The 17216-nt window shown below is 36.2% G+C and carries 21 protein-coding genes; 11 read left to right on the top strand and 10 right to left on the bottom strand.

The annotated features are described in order from the left end of the window. On the bottom strand, positions 1-233 hold a 233-nt coding region (locus tag KIT27_11210), incomplete at its 3' end, for a hypothetical protein (protein ID MCW5590214.1). Between the two features lie 82 nt (positions 234-315). Here KIT27_11210 and KIT27_11205 point away from each other — a divergent pair. The 4 genes from KIT27_11205 (at position 316) to KIT27_11190 (ending at position 2981) form a co-directional block, all read left to right on the top strand. Further along, positions 316-477: a hypothetical protein gene (locus tag KIT27_11205; GenBank protein ID MCW5590213.1), complete on the top strand. Its 162-nt coding sequence runs from the start codon at positions 316-318 to the stop codon at positions 475-477. 490 nt (positions 478-967) lie between these two features. After that, positions 968-1306, top strand: coding sequence for a type II toxin-antitoxin system RelE/ParE family toxin (locus tag KIT27_11200; protein MCW5590212.1), 339 nt, complete (start codon positions 968-970; stop codon positions 1304-1306). Further along, positions 1303-1596: an XRE family transcriptional regulator gene (locus KIT27_11195; GenBank protein MCW5590211.1), complete on the top strand. Its 294-nt coding sequence runs from the start codon at positions 1303-1305 to the stop codon at positions 1594-1596. The genes KIT27_11200 and KIT27_11195 overlap by 4 nt, the downstream gene beginning before the upstream one ends. A gap of 221 nt (positions 1597-1817) precedes the next feature. Further along, positions 1818-2981: an ATP-binding protein gene (locus tag KIT27_11190; GenBank protein MCW5590210.1), complete on the top strand. Its 1164-nt coding sequence runs from the start codon at positions 1818-1820 to the stop codon at positions 2979-2981. 285 nt (positions 2982-3266) lie between these two features. Here KIT27_11190 and KIT27_11185 read toward each other — a convergent pair whose 3' ends face one another. After that, positions 3267-4373: an amino acid permease gene (locus tag KIT27_11185; protein ID MCW5590209.1), complete on the bottom strand. Its 1107-nt coding sequence runs from the start codon at positions 4371-4373 to the stop codon at positions 3267-3269. A gap of 77 nt (positions 4374-4450) precedes the next feature. Here KIT27_11185 and KIT27_11180 point away from each other — a divergent pair, with 77 nt between their 5' ends. The 5 genes from KIT27_11180 to KIT27_11160 are packed head-to-tail and all read left to right on the top strand — an operon-like array spanning position 4451 to position 7729. Then, positions 4451-4741 carry a transposase gene (locus KIT27_11180; protein MCW5590208.1) on the top strand — a complete coding sequence of 97 codons (291 nt, stop codon included), beginning with the start codon at positions 4451-4453 and terminating at the stop codon, positions 4739-4741. Continuing rightward, complete coding sequence (locus tag KIT27_11175; protein MCW5590207.1) at positions 4648-5601, top strand: IS3 family transposase; 954 nt, start codon at positions 4648-4650, stop codon at positions 5599-5601. The genes KIT27_11180 and KIT27_11175 overlap by 94 nt, the downstream gene beginning before the upstream one ends. Before the next feature lie 2 nt (positions 5602-5603). After that, positions 5604-6797: a type IV secretory system conjugative DNA transfer family protein gene (locus KIT27_11170; GenBank protein MCW5590206.1), complete on the top strand. Its 1194-nt coding sequence runs from the start codon at positions 5604-5606 to the stop codon at positions 6795-6797. A gap of 9 nt (positions 6798-6806) precedes the next feature. Next, the gene (locus KIT27_11165) at positions 6807-7223 is read left to right on the top strand and encodes a lytic transglycosylase domain-containing protein (GenBank protein MCW5590205.1); all 417 of its coding nucleotides are present in this window, start codon (positions 6807-6809) and stop codon (positions 7221-7223) included. After that, positions 7223-7729: a restriction endonuclease gene (locus KIT27_11160; protein ID MCW5590204.1), complete on the top strand. Its 507-nt coding sequence runs from the start codon at positions 7223-7225 to the stop codon at positions 7727-7729. The genes KIT27_11165 and KIT27_11160 overlap by 1 nt, the downstream gene beginning before the upstream one ends. Positions 7730-7732: 3 nt before the next feature. Here the strand turns inward: KIT27_11160 and KIT27_11155 are convergent, their stop codons facing one another. Both KIT27_11155 and KIT27_11150 read right to left on the bottom strand, forming a co-directional pair. Next, the gene (locus KIT27_11155; GenBank protein MCW5590203.1) at positions 7733-8140 is read right to left on the bottom strand and encodes a hypothetical protein; all 408 of its coding nucleotides are present in this window, start codon (positions 8138-8140) and stop codon (positions 7733-7735) included. A 23-nt stretch (positions 8141-8163) separates the two neighbouring features. Next, positions 8164-9627: an AAA family ATPase gene (locus KIT27_11150; protein ID MCW5590202.1), complete on the bottom strand. Its 1464-nt coding sequence runs from the start codon at positions 9625-9627 to the stop codon at positions 8164-8166. A gap of 609 nt (positions 9628-10236) precedes the next feature. On the opposite strand from KIT27_11150, the gene KIT27_11145 reads away from it, so the two are divergent. Together KIT27_11145 and KIT27_11140 are read left to right on the top strand one after the other, a co-directional pair. After that, on the top strand, positions 10237-10647 hold the full coding sequence (locus tag KIT27_11145; protein ID MCW5590201.1) for a hypothetical protein: 411 nt from the start codon (positions 10237-10239) through the stop codon (positions 10645-10647). Further along, positions 10640-12031, top strand: a complete 1392-nt coding sequence (locus KIT27_11140; GenBank protein ID MCW5590200.1) for a nucleotidyl transferase AbiEii/AbiGii toxin family protein — start codon at positions 10640-10642, stop codon at positions 12029-12031. Before KIT27_11145 ends, KIT27_11140 begins: the two co-directional genes overlap by 8 nt. Before the next feature lie 403 nt (positions 12032-12434). On the opposite strand, the gene KIT27_11135 is transcribed toward KIT27_11140, so the two are convergent. From KIT27_11135 to KIT27_11110, 6 genes are all read right to left on the bottom strand, one after another. Then, entirely contained in the window at positions 12435-13136 is a 702-nt protein-coding gene (locus tag KIT27_11135; protein MCW5590199.1) for a DUF3330 domain-containing protein, read from the bottom strand. 80 nt (positions 13137-13216) lie between these two features. Then, the gene (locus tag KIT27_11130; GenBank protein MCW5590198.1) at positions 13217-14368 is read right to left on the bottom strand and encodes a cytochrome P450; all 1152 of its coding nucleotides are present in this window, start codon (positions 14366-14368) and stop codon (positions 13217-13219) included. Positions 14369-14423: 55 nt separating this feature from the next. After that, positions 14424-15338 carry an SAM-dependent methyltransferase TehB gene (gene tehB, locus KIT27_11125; GenBank protein ID MCW5590197.1) on the bottom strand — a complete coding sequence of 305 codons (915 nt, stop codon included), beginning with the start codon at positions 15336-15338 and terminating at the stop codon, positions 14424-14426. 39 nt (positions 15339-15377) lie between these two features. Continuing rightward, positions 15378-15797 (bottom strand): hypothetical protein, encoded by a 420-nt coding sequence (locus KIT27_11120; GenBank protein ID MCW5590196.1) that lies wholly within the window; start codon positions 15795-15797, stop codon positions 15378-15380. Next, positions 15778-16257 (bottom strand): Rrf2 family transcriptional regulator, encoded by a 480-nt coding sequence (locus KIT27_11115; GenBank protein MCW5590195.1) that lies wholly within the window; start codon positions 16255-16257, stop codon positions 15778-15780. The genes KIT27_11120 and KIT27_11115 overlap by 20 nt, the downstream gene beginning before the upstream one ends. A 24-nt stretch (positions 16258-16281) precedes the next feature. Beyond that, positions 16282-16911, bottom strand: a complete 630-nt coding sequence (locus tag KIT27_11110) for an alternative oxidase (protein ID MCW5590194.1) — start codon at positions 16909-16911, stop codon at positions 16282-16284. Positions 16912-17216 lie beyond the last annotated feature (305 nt).

The following is a 17216-nucleotide window of genomic DNA, read 5'->3' as shown; positions in this document are numbered from 1 at the left end:
CAATTAAGCAATACCAAACATTCCAAATTATCTTTAAATAAATCAAGTTGCGGGATCAAACTAGTTTGAAATTGGTTTTGCACAATTTTCTTTAACTGTTCCATATCACTCTGAGGATTATCACTCCGTAGTGTTTGAGCAAAATTATACAGCGCAGACATTAACCCGCATTGGTCGTTATCTCTTAAAGCCTCAATAATTGAATTCACTGAATAGTCATTGTTTGACATCATAGATGTTAGCCTATTTTTTTGTTTATTCAATATTTAGTATAGCAATGAAGCTAGATTTTGCTGGGGTTGCAGAGGTGAAAGGATGCGACAGTTTATTGCTATAAAACATTATAACGGCGATCTCAATTATTCATTTTATGATTTGACTCAAGAATTCTTTAGTAAAAATCGAGAGCAATTTCAAATCGAGGGTGGATGGGTAAAAAACCAAGAGAATATATCCGATCGAGAAGTCTTATCTTAATGCACGAAATGCTTTGACGTGGCCACGGGTCACACGTTCCGTACCTTAGTGCCTTACCTGAATTCACAGTAGTCAAAATCTCACACGGTGTCATTGACCCTCATAAAACACTAATCTCGGCGTTATTTTTCATTATTTTAAGTATTTCTGGCCTAATTTGCCCATCAAACACTGAAAACACGTGGGTTAACCTGTTCATTGATACCATTTATCTACCTTTTATTGACGTTCCACTCACCCACTTGTAAACAGCTTATCTTTATTTGGTCATTTTTTGAACATTAATACGCTACCCTAGGATCATCAAGGCACGTTGCCATCTGCCAAACTCTTTCTCACAACCTTATCCACAGTTTGTGTGGGTAAAGGATTGCCGCTAATAGTAATAAAGGGGTCTGGCTTACTGAGATCATCAAATTCTAAGGAGCTAAACGTATAAGCCAACCCGCCACAAATTGACAAATGGAACCTTTTTTGGTACTATTCAATAATGAAACAATTAAATGCTTACTTTTATCGTACTCAATCAGGAAATGAACCGGTAAAAGAATGGCTTAAATCGTTGCCTAAAGAAGATCGCAAGATTATTGGTGAAGACATTAAAACCGTCCAATTCGGTTGGCCTTTAGGCATGCCATTGGTACGAAGTTTAGGCCATGGACTTTGGGAGATCCGCAGTCAATTACCTTCAAAACGTATTGCGCGGGTCATTATGGTATTGCATGACAATCAAATTGTTTTATTACATGGGCTCATCAAAAAAACACAAAAAACACCCTCAGATGATCTTAATTTGGCACTCCATCGCAAAAAAGAGGTGATGAAATGAAAAAGCAAAATTTACATATTGGTTCAAGTTTCGATGATTTCTTAGAAGAAGAGGGCGAGCTCGCTGCTGCACAAGTGCTTGCGATTAAACGTGTCATTTCACATTTATTAAAAGAAAACATGGAAGAAAAAAAAGTAACTAAAACCGCGTTAGCAAAAGCATTGCACACCAGTCGTTCTGAGCTCGATCGATTACTCGATCCTGAAAATACCTCAATTACATTACATTCAATTGCTAAAGTGGCTAAATATACGGGTAAAAATATTTATATCAAAATAGATAATTTGTAATTGAATAAGCTAAACAAATGTTTGGCTGGGAAAAACGAGTATAATAAATAGGATCAGGAGCTATCATTTTAAAAGTTTGGCAGTTGACTTTTCTGTTATATCCTGATTCTATTGCCTTTTCGGCACAAGATCTATTACTGCTTCATTCACAAAACACTTGACAGTTAGCTAATTAGCAATTAGCTTATCGGCTAATTTACTATAAACTAATCGGTGTATTCATGGAATTGACAAAAGTAGAAGATTATTTTCCTCAGGGCATTGCCAAAGGAAGTGCTTTTCTTGGTAGAGAAAATGAAATGACTTGGTTAGTTGGAAACATTCAATCTAATCACCATACGCTAATCCTTGCGCCGCGACGATTTGGGAAAACAAGCTTGGTTATTAATACACTGGAAAAATTAAAATATCCCTATGCTTGCATTGATCTTCATTTGGCCTTGTCAATAAATTCAATTGAAAAAAAACTTTTAAAAACAATTGCCAGTTTATTAAAAAAAATATCAACAAAAAATGATCAGTTATTAAGATTAGTACAACGCTTCTTTAGCTTAAAGAATAAAAAATGGACATTAGGTTTTAAGGGAATCGTCGGCATAGAGCTAGAACCAGATTTGGAAGATCCCCTTGATAATATAGTAACAGCCTTTGAATTATTAGATCATGTGCTGGGGAAAAGAGGTTTAAGGGCAGTAATATTTATTGATGAGTTTCAAGAAATTTACTCAATTGATCTGGGAATTCAACTACAAGGAGCTATTAGAAGTTTTGCCCAAACATCAAGAAATTTGGTGCTTATTTTTTCTGGTAGTAATCGAAAAATTCTTTCTCATTTATTTAATGACAGATCACAACCTATGTATGAGTTATGTGAAAGAATAGTTTTGGATAGAATCCAAACATCCTGTTATGAAAAATATATTAATAACGTTGCCACAAAAACATGGGGTAAGAAATTATCGGATGAGGCGATAGATAAAATATTCCAATGCTCTGAATTGCATCCCAAGCGAGTATATAACTTATGCTATTACTTATGGCGCCTTAGTATAAATTATAAATCATCACCAAGCGCTACCAATGTAGAAAACGCATGGGATTTTTTTATAAAACAGCGGGCTAAAGATTTAAGGGCAGCATTATCAAATCTTAGTGGAGGACAGTTAAAAGTTTTAACCTTAATCGCCACCCAAGCCACCCAAGAATTAACAGGGAAATCTGCGCAAGCCATTACAAAAATGGCGGGATCATCAATAGTGAAGGCAATGAGCAATTTAGAGCAGGAAGATTATATTGAAAAAAATGATAGTGGTGTTTATCGAATTATTGACCCCTTGATCACCTTTTTTTTAATGAATTATGAACGTGAAAATATTGAGAAATAATTGGGGTATCGACCCTATCCGTGTAAATCTACAGTTTGAGAGCTAAATTTGCTCTGCAATCATAATATTAGCGATAGCAACTTATCCACAGATTGTGTGGGTAAGCGATGGCCGCTAATATTAAAAGGAGGCATTTAAAGCAGAATGCGTTTGAGCGTTATGAGCAAAGCGAATTTAGATTGATGACGGCGATCATTAATTTGCTTAACAAGTTCAAACGTCATGCAAACAACATTCAATATTTTCACCAATTAGGCCCAGTGTTAGGGAGCGTGCGACGCGGTATCATTGGGTTGGAATTACGGTCCTAAATTGGGCTAACACAAAATAATGTACACTCGCAAAAACAAGCCAAACTGCACCTGCGATCAAAATAATTCTGCCATCTTTGCTGAATGCAGCACCTACAAATAGACTACACATTAATGCTACAGCTAAAATTTGCGAGTAGGGATAGAAAGGAGCCATCCATTTTAATTTACTGGGATCTTGTTGCAGGAGAATGTTACGAATTCTGCTTTGACTTAAGACAATCATTAGCCACGCAAATAAAAAACCAAAACCAGATAAGCTAGCCAACCATGCGTAAGCGTTTGGCAAATATACCGCAGCTAGTACTCCCAAATAGAGAACACAACTACTAGCAATAATCGCAGGAATAGGCGTTTTTGTTTTAACATGTGTTCTGCCAAATATTTTCGGAAAATATCCCTTTCGCGCTAAAGAAAACAACATTCGTGAGCTTGCAAATATTCCCGTATCAATACAAGAAAGAGCCGCAGTCAAAACCACAAAACTCATCATATTGCTTAATACTGCGCCATATTTATTCCCACCTAAAATCATAAAAGCTGTCACAAAAGGACTTTGACTTAGTCCTGCTTGATCCCAAGGTAAAATAGCGAGTAACACTGCAATTGAAACTATGTATAACACTACAATGCGCACCACTGTCCCCTTTAATACTTTTGGCAAATTCTTTTCTGGATTTTGACTTTCTTCAGCAGCAGTTCCAATTGCTTCGGTACCACCGTAAGCAAAAATAACTAACATCATGGCACTGAAAACCCCCACCATTCCATGCGGAGCAAAACCACCCATCTCTGTAAAATTCTTTAAAGAAACCACGGAATTCGTATGGAACCCAAGTGCAGTGACACCCATAATAATAAAACTTAGTAAGGCAATAATTTTGACAAGACTTAACCAAAATTCTACCTCACCAAAAAAATGTGCGCTTATTAAATTAATGATGGTCATCAAGATGGCAACACTTAAACAAAATTCCCAAAGAGAAATGGTGGGAAACCAGACATGCAAAAAAGTTCCCGCAGCAAGCACTTCAGATGCCGGACCAATTAAAAATGCAAGCCAATAGGTCCAGCCTGTCAAGAAACCAATAAATGGAGTGCACCCGTTTCAGTAGACAGAAAAGTTGTTAAACTACCGAAAAGAAACGAGGTGTTAAGATGTCAAAGAAGAGATATGAGAAAAGCTTTAAACAAGAGGCGGTGAATTTAGCCTTAAGGTCAGAAAAAGCGATAGCGCAGGTGGCGCGTGATTTAGGCATAAAAGAATCATTGCTTTATTCATGGACTAACCAAGCAAGGCAAGGTCAAGATGAAATTTCTACTAGCCTAGTGAATAAAGAAGATTTGGTGAGTGAATTACTGTCAGCGAAAAAAGAGATAGCCCGCTTAAAGGAGGAGCGGGAAATATTAAAAAAGGCAGCAAAGTTCTTCATCAACGAGCAGAAATAAGGTATCACTTTATTGAGCAAGAAAAAATGAACCATAGTATTCAGCTTTTGTGTAAAGTGCTTAAAGTAAGTCGTAGTGGTTATTACGCTTGGCAAAGCAGAGAGGTGAGTCAACGAGCGCTAAGCAATGCTGATTTATTGGTTAAAATAAACGACGTATTTCAGCAAAGCCGTGAGACCTATGGTTATCGTAGTATACATCATGAATTACGCAAGGATGCCATAAATTGCAGCAAGAATCGCGTTCTACGTTTGATGAAAACCGCTGAACTAAAGCCCAAAACATTACGAAAATACAAGGCAACCACGTCATCAAAACATTCATTGAAAGTGGCTGATAATACCCTTAATCGTCAATTTACCGTGGTTAATTGCAGTGAATGTTGGGTCTCTGACATCACGTATATTTATACCCGTGAAGGTTGGCTTTATTTGACGGTTATTATTGATATATTTTCGCGTAAAGTGATTGGTTGGGCAATGAGTCCACGTTTAACGAGTGAGGCTGTTTGTGATGCGATGATGATGGCCTTGTTTAGGCGAAGAATGAAAGCACCCCGGTATTTTCATTCGGATAGAGGCAGCCAATATTGCTCGATCCAATTCAAGAATCTACTCGAGAAATTTAATATTACTGCTAGCATGAGTCGTAAAGGTAATTGCTGGGATAATAGTGTGAGTGAAAGTTTTTTTGCGACGCTTAAAAAGGAATGTGTTTTTCATTATTCATTTTTAACTCGTGAAGAAGCTAGGATGGCTGTGTTTGAATATATCGAAGCGTTTTATAATAATTTTCGGCGTCATAGCTTTTTAAATTATTTATCCCCTAACACATTTGAAATTCAAGCGGGAATATTATAGAGTTGCTTGTCCATGAAATTGGGTGCACTCCAATTGCTGATCCTGATGGCAGAGGGCGCTCTGATCATTGGACAGATACCGCTAATGATTTATTAGTTGCGTTAATTTTGCATGTGCTCTATGTTGAAAAAAACAAATCCTTAGCTGGGGTTAGAGAATTTATTTCACATTCCCAGTTAAATGAAAAAGAATTATTTACCCTGATGGCGAATACAATTCATGATCCAGAAGGAAACATGGGTTGGCTCGATCCACATACTGGCTCACCGACCAAAACTCATCCTGTGGTATTATCGAGTGCGAAAGACATGCTTCATCGCACAGACGGGGAGCGAACGGGGATCACCTCCACCGTCAAACGCTGCTTAAAATTATATCGCGATCCCATTGTCGCTAATAATATTCGAGAAAGTGATTTTAAATTAACGGATCTGTTGGATCCCGAACAATCCATTTCACTTTATATTAATATGCCGCCTTCCGATAAACATCGTTTAAGACCATTAGTTCGCCTTTTTCTAAGTCAATTATTAGGACGCTTTACTGAGCAATGGATCCCACCTGAACAACGCTCTCAACATCGTGCACCGACATTATTATTGATGGATGAATTTCCTCAACTCGGAAAATTGGCTTTTTTTGAATCGGCCTTAGCGTATACAGCAGGCTATGGCGTAAAAACGTTATTGATCTGCCAAGATTTGTCTCAAATCTACAATGAATACGGGTATCATCAATCGATTTTGTCCAGTTGTGATGTAACCGTGATTTACGCACCCAATAAATTGGAAACGGCAAAACATTTTTCTGATATGTTGGGAAGTCAAACTATTACTAAAAAACAAAAAAATTATTCAGGTAATCGATTGAGTTTATCGCTCAATCACATTAATACTAGTGATCAAGACCATAAACGATCACTACTCACCCCGGATGAATTAATGCGATTACCCTACGAGCAAGCGATTATTTTTAAAACAGGCACAAAGCCTATTTTATCTCGGAAGCGATTTTATTTTAATGATCCCATTTTAAAACAACGTGCAGAGTTAGTCGCACCAACTCAATCCGATCAATTAACCAACACACATGAGTGGAATTATGTTGAGGAAGACGTCAATAATGCTTTTCTATTAGATAGCCTTGTAGAAAAGAAGGTAGTGGATGAGAATAGCGATGATTTTGATTTATTGTAGGATAGGAAAATGTTACCCACTTTAATCATCAATGATGTTCCTATTCAATGTATTAATCGTGCGGCGGTAGAATATCGCGTACCGGCTATTTTGATCATCTCCGTATTAAAAACTGAAAATGGTCATGTCGGTGTCGCCAGTAAAAATAATAATGGTACCTATGATTTAGGACCCATGCAGATCAATACCTCGTGGTTACCTAAAATTGCTCCCTATGGATTTACCTGGAATGATTTAGAGTTTAACGCGTGCAAAAATGTTGAGGTAGGGGCTTGGATCTTAGGAATGAGCATTGCTTCTGGTCATGACTTATCACAAGGTGTTGGTAATTATCATTCTCATACCCCTTATTATAATATGCATTACAGTCAAAAAGTACTCGATAAGTATCGTTATTATATCAGCGTCTTAAGAGGACAACGATAATGAAATATTTTTCAGATTGGTTGTATCATCTCTATCAATATCAGATAAAGCCCTCATCTCGTCATAGAAAAGTTATCCGCCAAGCAAAATTAGAATTACAGCGATTACGTTCTCTGGATCAGCAATATCCACCTGAATATTTAATTGGGATCTTAAGAAACATTGATCCGTTTGTGTTTGAAGAAATGTTATTGCTGTGTTTTAAAGAACGTCAATTCAGAGTCAAACGCAATAAACGACATACTGGAGATGGTGGGATCGATGGAATAGTAATAAATTCCGTAGGACAAACTATTTTAATTCAGGCCAAACGTTATCGGAATGCGATTAATCCTCAACACGTACGAGAGTTTTGTCAGCTTGTTGAAATGCAGCAAGCAGGTGGTGGTTTTTTTATTCATACAGGCCGAACCGGTGAAAAAAGTAAACGGTTTATTGCCAATCATACGGTAAAAATAGTCAGTGGCAATCGACTATTAAATCTTATTTTGGGTGAACCAGTGTGATCTTTATCTTAAATAAAAACAACAAACACAAACTCCTAAGATCCCAACAACGAGTAATTCTTTTAACTCATTCACTGAAACGGGAAAATGCATCGAATAATTAAGATGTAGAGTGATCCCGGCAATGGCAATTAAAATGGCGCTTAGAGGCAAAATCAGTGATTTACTGGATGAGCGAATAATTTGTAGCGCCAATAAAAATTTAACGCCAATAATTAAGTACTGATGATAGTGACCCATATTAGGCATTAGCTCTGGTTGATTTAGTAAAAAAAGAACACCGACACAAAATATAATAGCAAAAATATTCACGAGAATAGGTTCGACACAGAAAATGACTTTAATTAAAGTATTAAATTCGGCTTTTAACCGATGCGTTAACTTAGGTTGTAATTCGGTTTCCGTTGTCATAATAGTCTCCTTACTAGATCAAGTTAATCATTATCAGTAAATAAATCATCTAATGTTACTAGGCCATCAATCAGCTCATCAGAGTATTTGTTTTTTTTAATACCATTGGCTGAAACCATGATAAAAAATAATTGTTTTGTGGTTCTTGTTTTTTCTTGAAATATTTTAATTTTATTCTTTAGTAATCCTGCATATTGTTTGTCGATACTATAGGGTTTGTCAGTATATTTTATTTCGCATAACGTGATTGCATCATCATTACGGTCAAATAATAAATCAATTTGAGCACCAAATTCTTTTGACTTTGCTTGCGGTGCATATCGCCATGAATAAACAGAGCTTGTTTTGGGTATATTAAGGGTGTTTACTATTTCACTAATATGTTTATAGCATATTGATTCAAATGTGTAACCTTTCCATGCTTGAAAGCTACTTTCTTTTGATTTTACTAGCCAATATCCAGATGAAGAGGACAGCCGTTTTATTGATCTGATATTAGGCTCAATCCATGAAAAATAGAACATGGTATATTCATCAATAATACGATAATAAATTCCCTTTTCTTTATGTTGATAAGGTAAAAATGAAATAATGAATCCAGCGTCTTCTAATTCTTTAAGTCGAGTTGTTAATCTCCCTCCGTAAGCTATATTAACTTTTTTTGCGAGGTTTCGTTTATCAATTCCATACCGATGTTTTGCAATTTCGCGAATAATATCCATGTATTGAGAAGAATTCTTAAATAATGATTTAACTAATTCTTCCATTTCATCAAAAAGCAGTCCTTCTTTATTAAAGCAAATATCGTCTATTAGTTGATCTGCTGATCTTCCTTTTTTAATTTGCTCAAGGTATAAAGGTATCCCTCCCATTACTGAATATAGTTTCAATATTTGAGCATTTGTTAAATTAATGCCTGATCCAATTTCCAAAAATGAACGAGTTTGTGATAAGTTAAAGGGTTCTATTTTTAATCGAAAGGTAACTCGATGATAAAAACCGCCTGTATTTTCAATTACATGGCGAATAATCCAGGAAGATAATGATCCGCAAATGATCAATTTGACTTTTTTTGTATGACTCCAATGTTGATTCCAGAAATATTCTATGGTCTCTAATAATTGTGATTTTGGTGTGGTCATCCACGGCAATTCATCTAGGAAAATGATAAATTTTTTCTTACTTTCATTAATTGCCTGATCAAGTATCTCAAAAATCTTGAGCCATGAAGTGGGTATTGCTATCGGTATATTATGAAATAGCTGTCGACTTAATTCAGTACAAAACACGGTGCGTTGCGTCTTGAAAGAGCCTTGATCTATACCCGTTGTTGAAAAGAAGACACAATCTTTGGTTTTAAAGTAATTTTTTATTAAGTAAGTTTTTCCTACGCGGCGGCGTCCGTATACGGCCATAAACTCTGATCGATTAGAATGATAAAATTCATCTAGTTTTTTTTGCTCTCGATCACGCCCAGTAATCTTCATAACTATGCTCCGTTTAAGTGGCCACTTATAACTATACTATAAGTGGCCACTTAACACAATAAAATTTTCTGCTATCGTTGAAAAACATACGATAATAATTTCTTGCTGAAAAAATCTAGAAATTAAAATATCCAATAAATAACTAAAGCAATTTTTACTAGTAATTAAGTTTCCTCTTCTATAGCGTAGTGGCCGTTTATAACATCATTATAAACGGCCACTTAAGCGATGATTGAGAATGGTTCACCAAGGCACTTTGCTTTGGAATGGCCATAACGTACGGAACGTGTGACCAGGGGCCACGTCAAAGCACTTAGTGCATTAAGATAAGACTTGAATGGCTCAATCACTCAACTTTGGAAAGGAATGACACTTTTCGGATAGGCTATTATTTTTGCTGTAAATTTAGAGAGTTAGTTGGCAAGTTCGTAAAACGGTCGTTTTACGGAAAGATAAAATACCCAATTAATAGTCAACATTCTGTAAATTAGGTGCTATACTATTAATAGTCAACATTTTGCTAACTGTAAACAAGACGAGGTGTGGCGCGCAAACCCTCCAAAACGTTGAGTGATTGTTGTTGGTGGCTTATCGCCCTATGAGAAAGCAATGATGAAAGTGAAATACGAAGAAAGCTTAGTGTATAAAATTGAGCAACGAATGGAAGCCTTAGAAGGTAAGGTACTTCTATTCCGTGATGTTTCTGACTTGGCAGATAAAACGCAAGTCAGCCGTGCTTTACGTTGCCTCGTAAAAAAAAGCCAGTTGGTGAAAATTGGTTATGGGGTGTTTGCGAAACCATTATTTTATTCAGAACGTTTAAACTCCCCTATTATTGATTTTGATAATGCTGCATTAGAAGCACTCAATAAACTCAATATAAAATGGGAGCTAGGTAAAGCATTCCAAGACTACAACAACGGACTCTCTACACAAGTGCCCGTCAGAATGTCTGTCAAATTGAATAGTCGCTGTTCGCGAAATATATCTTATGATGGCGTGACATTGCGCTATGAATAAATTATCAGCGGAAGAAATTGCTCTCGTCTATGAAACAGCTAAGAAGCTGCGTACTGTTTCACCCAGTGTCATCGAAAAAGATATTTTTATAACGCGAGCCATTCACGCTATTGCTGACCTAGCTTTGCCGCAATTCAATTTAATCTTTTGCGGCGGTACCTGTTTAGCGAAAGCACATAAAATCGTTGGCAGGATGAGTGAGGATGTCGATTTTAAGATTTCGCCTATTATTCCCTTCTCATCTCTCTCAGAGCAACGAAGAAAATTGCGAGAACTTCGAGAGCAGATCACCCGTTTATTAATCTCGGCCGGCTTTGAAGCAAATACGAATATCCGTTCACGCGATAATAATAGTTACACCGTGTATCACTTGGATTTTCCCTCTTACTTTGAGCAACACCAGCACTTAAAGCCACATATTCAGTTAGAATTCACACTGGCATCTCATCGACTACCTACAGAAGTAAAATCTATCTCTAGTTTAGTAGATGTAGCTTTTCCTGATCCAAAAAATATCAGTAAAAATATTCATTGTATTTCCATTATAGAAACGGCTGCCGAGAAGTGGGTAGCGCTGACTCGCCGTATTGCTGCCATTTCTAGGGGACACGACTCTATGGATGAAACGTTGGTCAGACATCTTTATGATCTGCAATCCATTACATCACAAACAGACATGGCAGAAGATTTCTTTACATTAGCAATCGAAACGATTAATCGTGATAGGCTTAAATTTAAACGGCATCATGAATATAGAAATAATCCTTTAGATGAAATTCACCACTCTATTAATGTAATAAGCAACGATCCTGTTTGGTTAGAACATTACAATAATTTTTTAGAGTCAATGGTTTTTGACAGAGAGAATGCCACTTTCGAAAAATGCCTTGAACAACTGCAAAAATTTACAAAACAAATTGCATTACACCCAAAGTTTGAACAACTACTACAACTAAATATTGTTGCAGATGATGAAGCATTTAAATCACCTTCTTCATTATTAACCAAGCAAGCGTTAAATCAATTAAAACTGTATGTTGAGATGCAAGTAAAACTAACTAATATTGTGGAAGAAAAGCAGAAGCTTGCGCCAGATGATAAACAATCCCATCAACTACTCGAAAGAGCAAAACAATTAAACGGTCGCATTATAAAATTAGCGAAAGAAATTATTGCTATTCCAGAAGTTGTTAAGCTGCTATCAGAAGCACAGGATAACCAATTACCAGAAAAAAACTGTAAAAAAGCGAAGGAAATACGCCAACGTTTAAAAAATAATGAAATATCCATCGATGACATTAAACTTATTTTACGACATGTTAAAAGGGCGGCAATTAAATTGTCGAAAAATATAGATGATCAATTAGCAATATCATTCAAATAAAAAAATCATGAATAAACCATCTAGCAGCGCAATGACTACTTTCCACCGTGAAGAAGTATACAAAAAAATTAAAAATGATACAGAAACTAAAAAAGAAGAAAAATAGCAAAGCAATCTCTCTATTATAATAAAGTAGATGAAAACTTTAGATTTCTCTTTCATAGAGGAAAGGAACTACCTCAGAAGATTTTTATAAAGAGCAAATTATAAAACAAAGACGTATCATTGCACAGTTAGCAGTATAGAAAAAATTCTACAAATTAAATGTAATCAGTTAAGCAAAAGTAATAATTGCAAATCAAATTAAGCATATTGGGGTAGCGACCCCATTCGTGTCAAAATTTACGGTTATAATTTTATGCCAAAAATAGGCGTTCCAGATTTGGAGTAATTATTAATAAATTTATTCATTATTACTGCTGTTATTCAACCATTTTTCAGTTGTCTGTCTCCATTGTGAATAACAGTCAAGCCCACAATAATACCTGACGTAATCTTCCCCTTCAGGCGAGTACGCTGTTGATCTGGGGAGCCTTTTTAGACATGAATGACAGCTTTCAGTATCGCATACCTCGTTTGCGCCATATATTTCAAATGAAGTTATCAATGATAATGCTTTTCTGTCTTTATCCTCATTTTTTTTCGTGTGCTTTTCTTCTATATATCCTAAAGCTAGGCCACCTATTAGTAGATGATCATCTGGTAAAGAGATGATGTGTTTTGTGGTAGATTCATCGAGTGTTACCCAGCAACAACCGATCCCTAAACCCCAAGCGGCAAGCCACATACTTTGCATCGCAGTAGCACCGCTATAAGCATGTTGTCGATGTTTTACTAACCAATCGTCAATGTCGATTTTATCGTTGACTGATACGATAATCAAAAGTGGCGCATCGGCTAAGAAGCTAGCATGTTTTGCGGCAGAGGCTAAGTTTTCAAGACTTGCTTTGCTTCGAATTAAAGTGAAATGCCACGGCTGTGAATTTAATGGGCTTGGGGCAAATTGACCTGCTGTGAGTATTTTTTCTATGATTGTTTCATCGAGTTCTTTTGATGAAAAATGACGGACCGCATATCTGCTTTTTATTAACTTAATAATATCCATAATATTAATCTCTCAATTATTGCTGGTATTTATTTCAAAATACAGTTTTAAATATTTCCTGCTAACGATGGTCCATTCTTTTATACTGCTTTATGCAGATGTAGAAAAAGCTTAACAAATCCATTACTAGGATAGACTGCACGCTGGTGAATATTCTCGATTAGCTCAAAGCGCCTGGATCCTAAAAGCAGCTCCTCGAGTGCTATGCGCATTTCTAATCTAGCTAGAGGTGCTCCTAAGCAAAAATGAATGCCTTGTCCCCAAACTAGCCTCTCTTTTGTGTTTCGTTCAATCTCAATACTATTTGGGTCATTAAAAACATCTGGATCTCGGTTAGCAGCTATCCACATTAACGATAGATTCTCTCCTTTCGGAATTGTTCGTCCGTGAATATTGACTTCCCGTGTTGTCACACGCCGATTGGCAACCAGAGGACCGTCTACACGTAGAATTTCCTCAATAGCCATGGGAATGAGAGATGGTTTTTCTCGCAATTGATCTTGAAGTTTGCGATTTTGAGCAAGATGGTAAGCTAGGATACTTAATCCAGCGGCAACCGTGCCATGTCCAGCGACCCAGTTACGTAAGATGCTGACGATTTGATCATCGCTTAATCGCACGCCATCTATTTCAGTTTCAAGCAATCTGTTTGTCACACAGTTTTCATCACATGATGTGGCACGATATTTTTCAAGATTGGCCTTAACGACCTTGGAAAACATCTGGGCCAGCGCTTTTCCGGTAGCGGAATCTCTGTTAAAAGCAACTTTTTGATTGTCACGCACCCAATTATTGAGATCTTCCCACTGCTGCTCTGGCCAACCAAGAAAGTGGCACAATGTTTTTATCGCAAACGGTGTAACGAAAGTGCTTACAAATTCTATCTCTTTTTCTGCATCAACAGAAATGAGAAGATCGGTGGCGACTTTGCGAGCAAGTGGCTCGAACTTATCTAATTGATCTTTAGCAAAGTTGGGAGAAAGCACCTCGCGGTATTGCCCATGCACTGGTGGATCCATTCCATTCGGGATAGCTAAGAATTGAGATTGATTGCTGTATGTCTTTGGGTCCTCTAGAATCGAAACAATATCCTGATGGCGAAACAAAGACCAACCCATAAATTCGCTATGTGCCACTGGGCATTTTCCCCGCATTTCATCATAGGCCTGACGTTGATCTTTTAAGACCGATGGTTCCTTGGGATCCCAATCATCATGCTGTTTTTTATCCATCTTAGCGCCTCCATTAAGCGTGTTATTAACCAGCATAACCCTTACTAAACAAGGATTAATCTCTTCCAAAACTTTGCTTTGATTTTTGTGCCAGCAAAAAACCAAATAAACCTTGAATAGGCTTGCCTGAATCATCCAATTTATGCAATTGTCCTACCGATTCTTTATATTCCAAAATTGACCAACCACTATCTTGATAAAAATGATATAATTCTTCGCTTTTGGGTAAGTAAGTAAATGAAGAAGGTAGCGAGTAAGGTTCAGCCTTTATTGGAAACACCAGAAAATGCAATCCTTCAATTGCTGTTGTTAACTGTAATTCTGTTAATAAAGCGTGAATGCGCTTTGGTTCTAAAAATTGCAAACTCACCAGAGAAAGAACAACATCATAATTTTCCTTTTGCAAGGATAAAGGCTGATGTAAATCATGAAGGATGGTTTTGATGTTTAATAGATTTTCTTTTTGGGCTATTTCACTTATTTTATGAATCGATGATTCTTTAATATCAATACCGGCAAGTTGATGGCCAAGTGATGCAAGAAACAACAAGTTTCTTCCCTGACCACAGCCAATATCAAGAATATTTAAATCTTTTTTTTCCTTGAGATAAGTATTGTAAACGTAATACAAATCGCTATGAACATTTCCTAAACCATATTTCTTATTAAAATAACGGTGTGGCTGACAATAAAACTCAAGCGTTGCCGTAAAATTTTCACTTACTGGTTCGATTTTATGCCATAGTGCAGGTGGGATACACAACTCAGAATTATTAGTATCGATTCGATGTCTAGATAACTCTTTTTCTTTGCCACCGAGAAAAATGAAATTAATTTCACCAGAATGAAGCTGAAGCAATCCCCAAGTTCCTTCTTTGGTACTGTGTTTTTCAAGAAAAAACTTAATCTTCGCATGGCTGTCTAGTTCAATTCTTTTATAACAACAGAGGCCATCATAATTTATCAACATATTGTTCCCTTACTTATCCAAAATTTTTATTTCTATTTACTATAAAAAAGCAAAACAAAGCAGTAACCCTAATTTTATAATTTCAAAAATCCCATATGTAAAATGCATATGTGAATTCGAAGGCTTACTTCCTGCTAGTATCATATCAACGCGTCTACTTAAATAGGGGAATATCCATAACCCTTGTAATATGAGAATAAACACGATTGCGGCAAGAATAAGCCAATACCATAATAAAAGATGAACCATCAATCCCGTAATGATGAGAATTATCATTACGCCATATTGTGTTTTATGAAATGCGCTAAATACAGTTCGTCCGACATCTAAACCTACTGATTTAGTCAGTGTAGGCGTTTGGAATTTTATCCAACTTTCTAAGAACGAAATGCCAACAATCATTCCTGACCATAAAAGAGCTATAACAATTATTAGTTGCTCAGTCATGCCTTTTGCCATTACATTTATTCTCTATGACAATTGAAATATTTAATTTTTGATGGGTTTCTTTTTGTTCTTTTGAAGATTGCGGCAAAATATCTTTGAGTTTATATTTTTTCAATACCTTGCTAAAATCGGAACTCGCTTCATCTAAAATTACATTTAGGCGACAAATACCTTTGATTGGGCAAATAGGATGTTCACAATCAATCACCTTAAGTGTAGATTCAAAATGTGTAATGATTTCATAAATCGAGTTTTCTAATGTGGGTAAATTAATTTTAATACCGCCGCCTTTGCCGCGTTGTGTGGTGATAAACTTTAATTTTGCTAATTTGTTAACGATTTTAATTAAATGATCTCGTGCGATATGGAAGGCAGCGGCTATTTCATCTAACGTAGATAAACGCTCCTCTGACACTATTGCTAAATAGAGAAGTGTTCTTAAGGCATAATCAGTTCTTCGATTTAATTGCATAGCCTTCCTTTTTGTTACAAGTAATCACACTTTTTTTAAAATTTTCTCGCCTCGAGTTAAATAATCGGCAAGGTAATGATTAACATCACGATGATCAATCTCATCTTGACGTACGACTAATACAACATCACGTAAAGTAGCATTATCTGCTAATTTCCAATACTGTTTCGCAATATCAGGAGCTGGACAATTCACAATACGACCGCTATCAATTTCTTCAAGATAATGATTATAACTAACGACGGCTTCTTCTTCTAAATATCCGACAAAACGGTGCGCTGTGCGTGAAGAAATGACATACATAGTAAAATACATCACGACAAATAGCATTTGTGCAACGAAAATGATAAAGCGCTCAAATAAATTGGGTTTTGCAATACAAACAAAGGTCATTAAGTGCATGCGCTCGTTATCTGCTTCATCCAGCAATTTTTTTATCCAGCCTTCATCGTTTTTTATTTTCCGCAAACATCGTAAATGTAGTAATCCTGCACCTACCATGCCTGGCACTGCTGCAACAGTTTCTAAAACAATGGCGCGATTACCATAACGTTTACGAAAAAAAGTATCAGCAAAAAAACGAAAAAACTTCACTAAACCATAAGCAATTTTATCATTTAACTTTATAGCCGGTTTATGTGTAACGAGATCCATGATTTTTCCTCAATAAGGTTAAGTAAATCCATCATATTAAATTTGCATTTCAAATACAAGTTTAATATGATGGATTTTATTGAACATAGACCAATTATCATTAATCCTTTTGGAAAATCAGAATTTGATGCTTTGAAAACAGGTAAGTGACAATAGCTAAAAAAGTTTGTTGGATTTTACCCTATATCTAATGTACCCCTAATAGACTTCAAACCTGTGTCAAAATGAAGTGTACTCTATTCTGACGTCAGGCCAAACCTGATACTATGTCAATTTAGAATTGTTAATGTATTTCATTGACACTT

It is taken from the genome of Legionellales bacterium, from assembly GCA_026125385.1.
Taxonomy (GTDB): Bacteria; Pseudomonadota; Gammaproteobacteria; order JAHCLG01; family JAHCLG01; genus JAHCLG01.
The sequence above is the reverse complement of the archived record's forward strand: the minus strand, read 5'-3'. Positions and strand labels throughout refer to the sequence as shown.

What these genes read in the sequence shown, in the direction of transcription:
- KIT27_11150 (MCW5590202.1), bottom strand. Translation starts at nt 9,627, where the DNA reads ATGAAGATTACTGGGCGTGATCGAGAGCAAAAAAAACTAGATGAATTT.
- KIT27_11205 (MCW5590213.1), top strand. Translation starts at nt 316, where the DNA reads ATGCGACAGTTTATTGCTATAAAACATTATAACGGCGATCTCAATTAT.
- KIT27_11195 (MCW5590211.1), top strand. Translation starts at nt 1,303, where the DNA reads ATGAAAAAGCAAAATTTACATATTGGTTCAAGTTTCGATGATTTCTTA.
- KIT27_11180 (MCW5590208.1), top strand. Translation starts at nt 4,451, where the DNA reads ATGTCAAAGAAGAGATATGAGAAAAGCTTTAAACAAGAGGCGGTGAAT.
- KIT27_11190 (MCW5590210.1), top strand. Translation starts at nt 1,818, where the DNA reads ATGGAATTGACAAAAGTAGAAGATTATTTTCCTCAGGGCATTGCCAAA.
- KIT27_11160 (MCW5590204.1), top strand. Translation starts at nt 7,223, where the DNA reads ATGAAATATTTTTCAGATTGGTTGTATCATCTCTATCAATATCAGATA.
- KIT27_11120 (MCW5590196.1), bottom strand. Translation starts at nt 15,797, where the DNA reads ATGGCAAAAGGCATGACTGAGCAACTAATAATTGTTATAGCTCTTTTA.
- KIT27_11110 (MCW5590194.1), bottom strand. Translation starts at nt 16,911, where the DNA reads ATGGATCTCGTTACACATAAACCGGCTATAAAGTTAAATGATAAAATT.
- KIT27_11140 (MCW5590200.1), top strand. Translation starts at nt 10,640, where the DNA reads ATGAATAAATTATCAGCGGAAGAAATTGCTCTCGTCTATGAAACAGCT.
- tehB (MCW5590197.1), bottom strand. Translation starts at nt 15,338, where the DNA reads ATGTTGATAAATTATGATGGCCTCTGTTGTTATAAAAGAATTGAACTA.
- KIT27_11135 (MCW5590199.1), bottom strand. Translation starts at nt 13,136, where the DNA reads ATGGATATTATTAAGTTAATAAAAAGCAGATATGCGGTCCGTCATTTT.
- KIT27_11200 (MCW5590212.1), top strand. Translation starts at nt 968, where the DNA reads ATGAAACAATTAAATGCTTACTTTTATCGTACTCAATCAGGAAATGAA.
- KIT27_11165 (MCW5590205.1), top strand. Translation starts at nt 6,807, where the DNA reads ATGTTACCCACTTTAATCATCAATGATGTTCCTATTCAATGTATTAAT.
- KIT27_11145 (MCW5590201.1), top strand. Translation starts at nt 10,237, where the DNA reads ATGATGAAAGTGAAATACGAAGAAAGCTTAGTGTATAAAATTGAGCAA.
- KIT27_11115 (MCW5590195.1), bottom strand. Translation starts at nt 16,257, where the DNA reads ATGCAATTAAATCGAAGAACTGATTATGCCTTAAGAACACTTCTCTAT.
- KIT27_11130 (MCW5590198.1), bottom strand. Translation starts at nt 14,368, where the DNA reads ATGGATAAAAAACAGCATGATGATTGGGATCCCAAGGAACCATCGGTC.
- KIT27_11155 (MCW5590203.1), bottom strand. Translation starts at nt 8,140, where the DNA reads ATGACAACGGAAACCGAATTACAACCTAAGTTAACGCATCGGTTAAAA.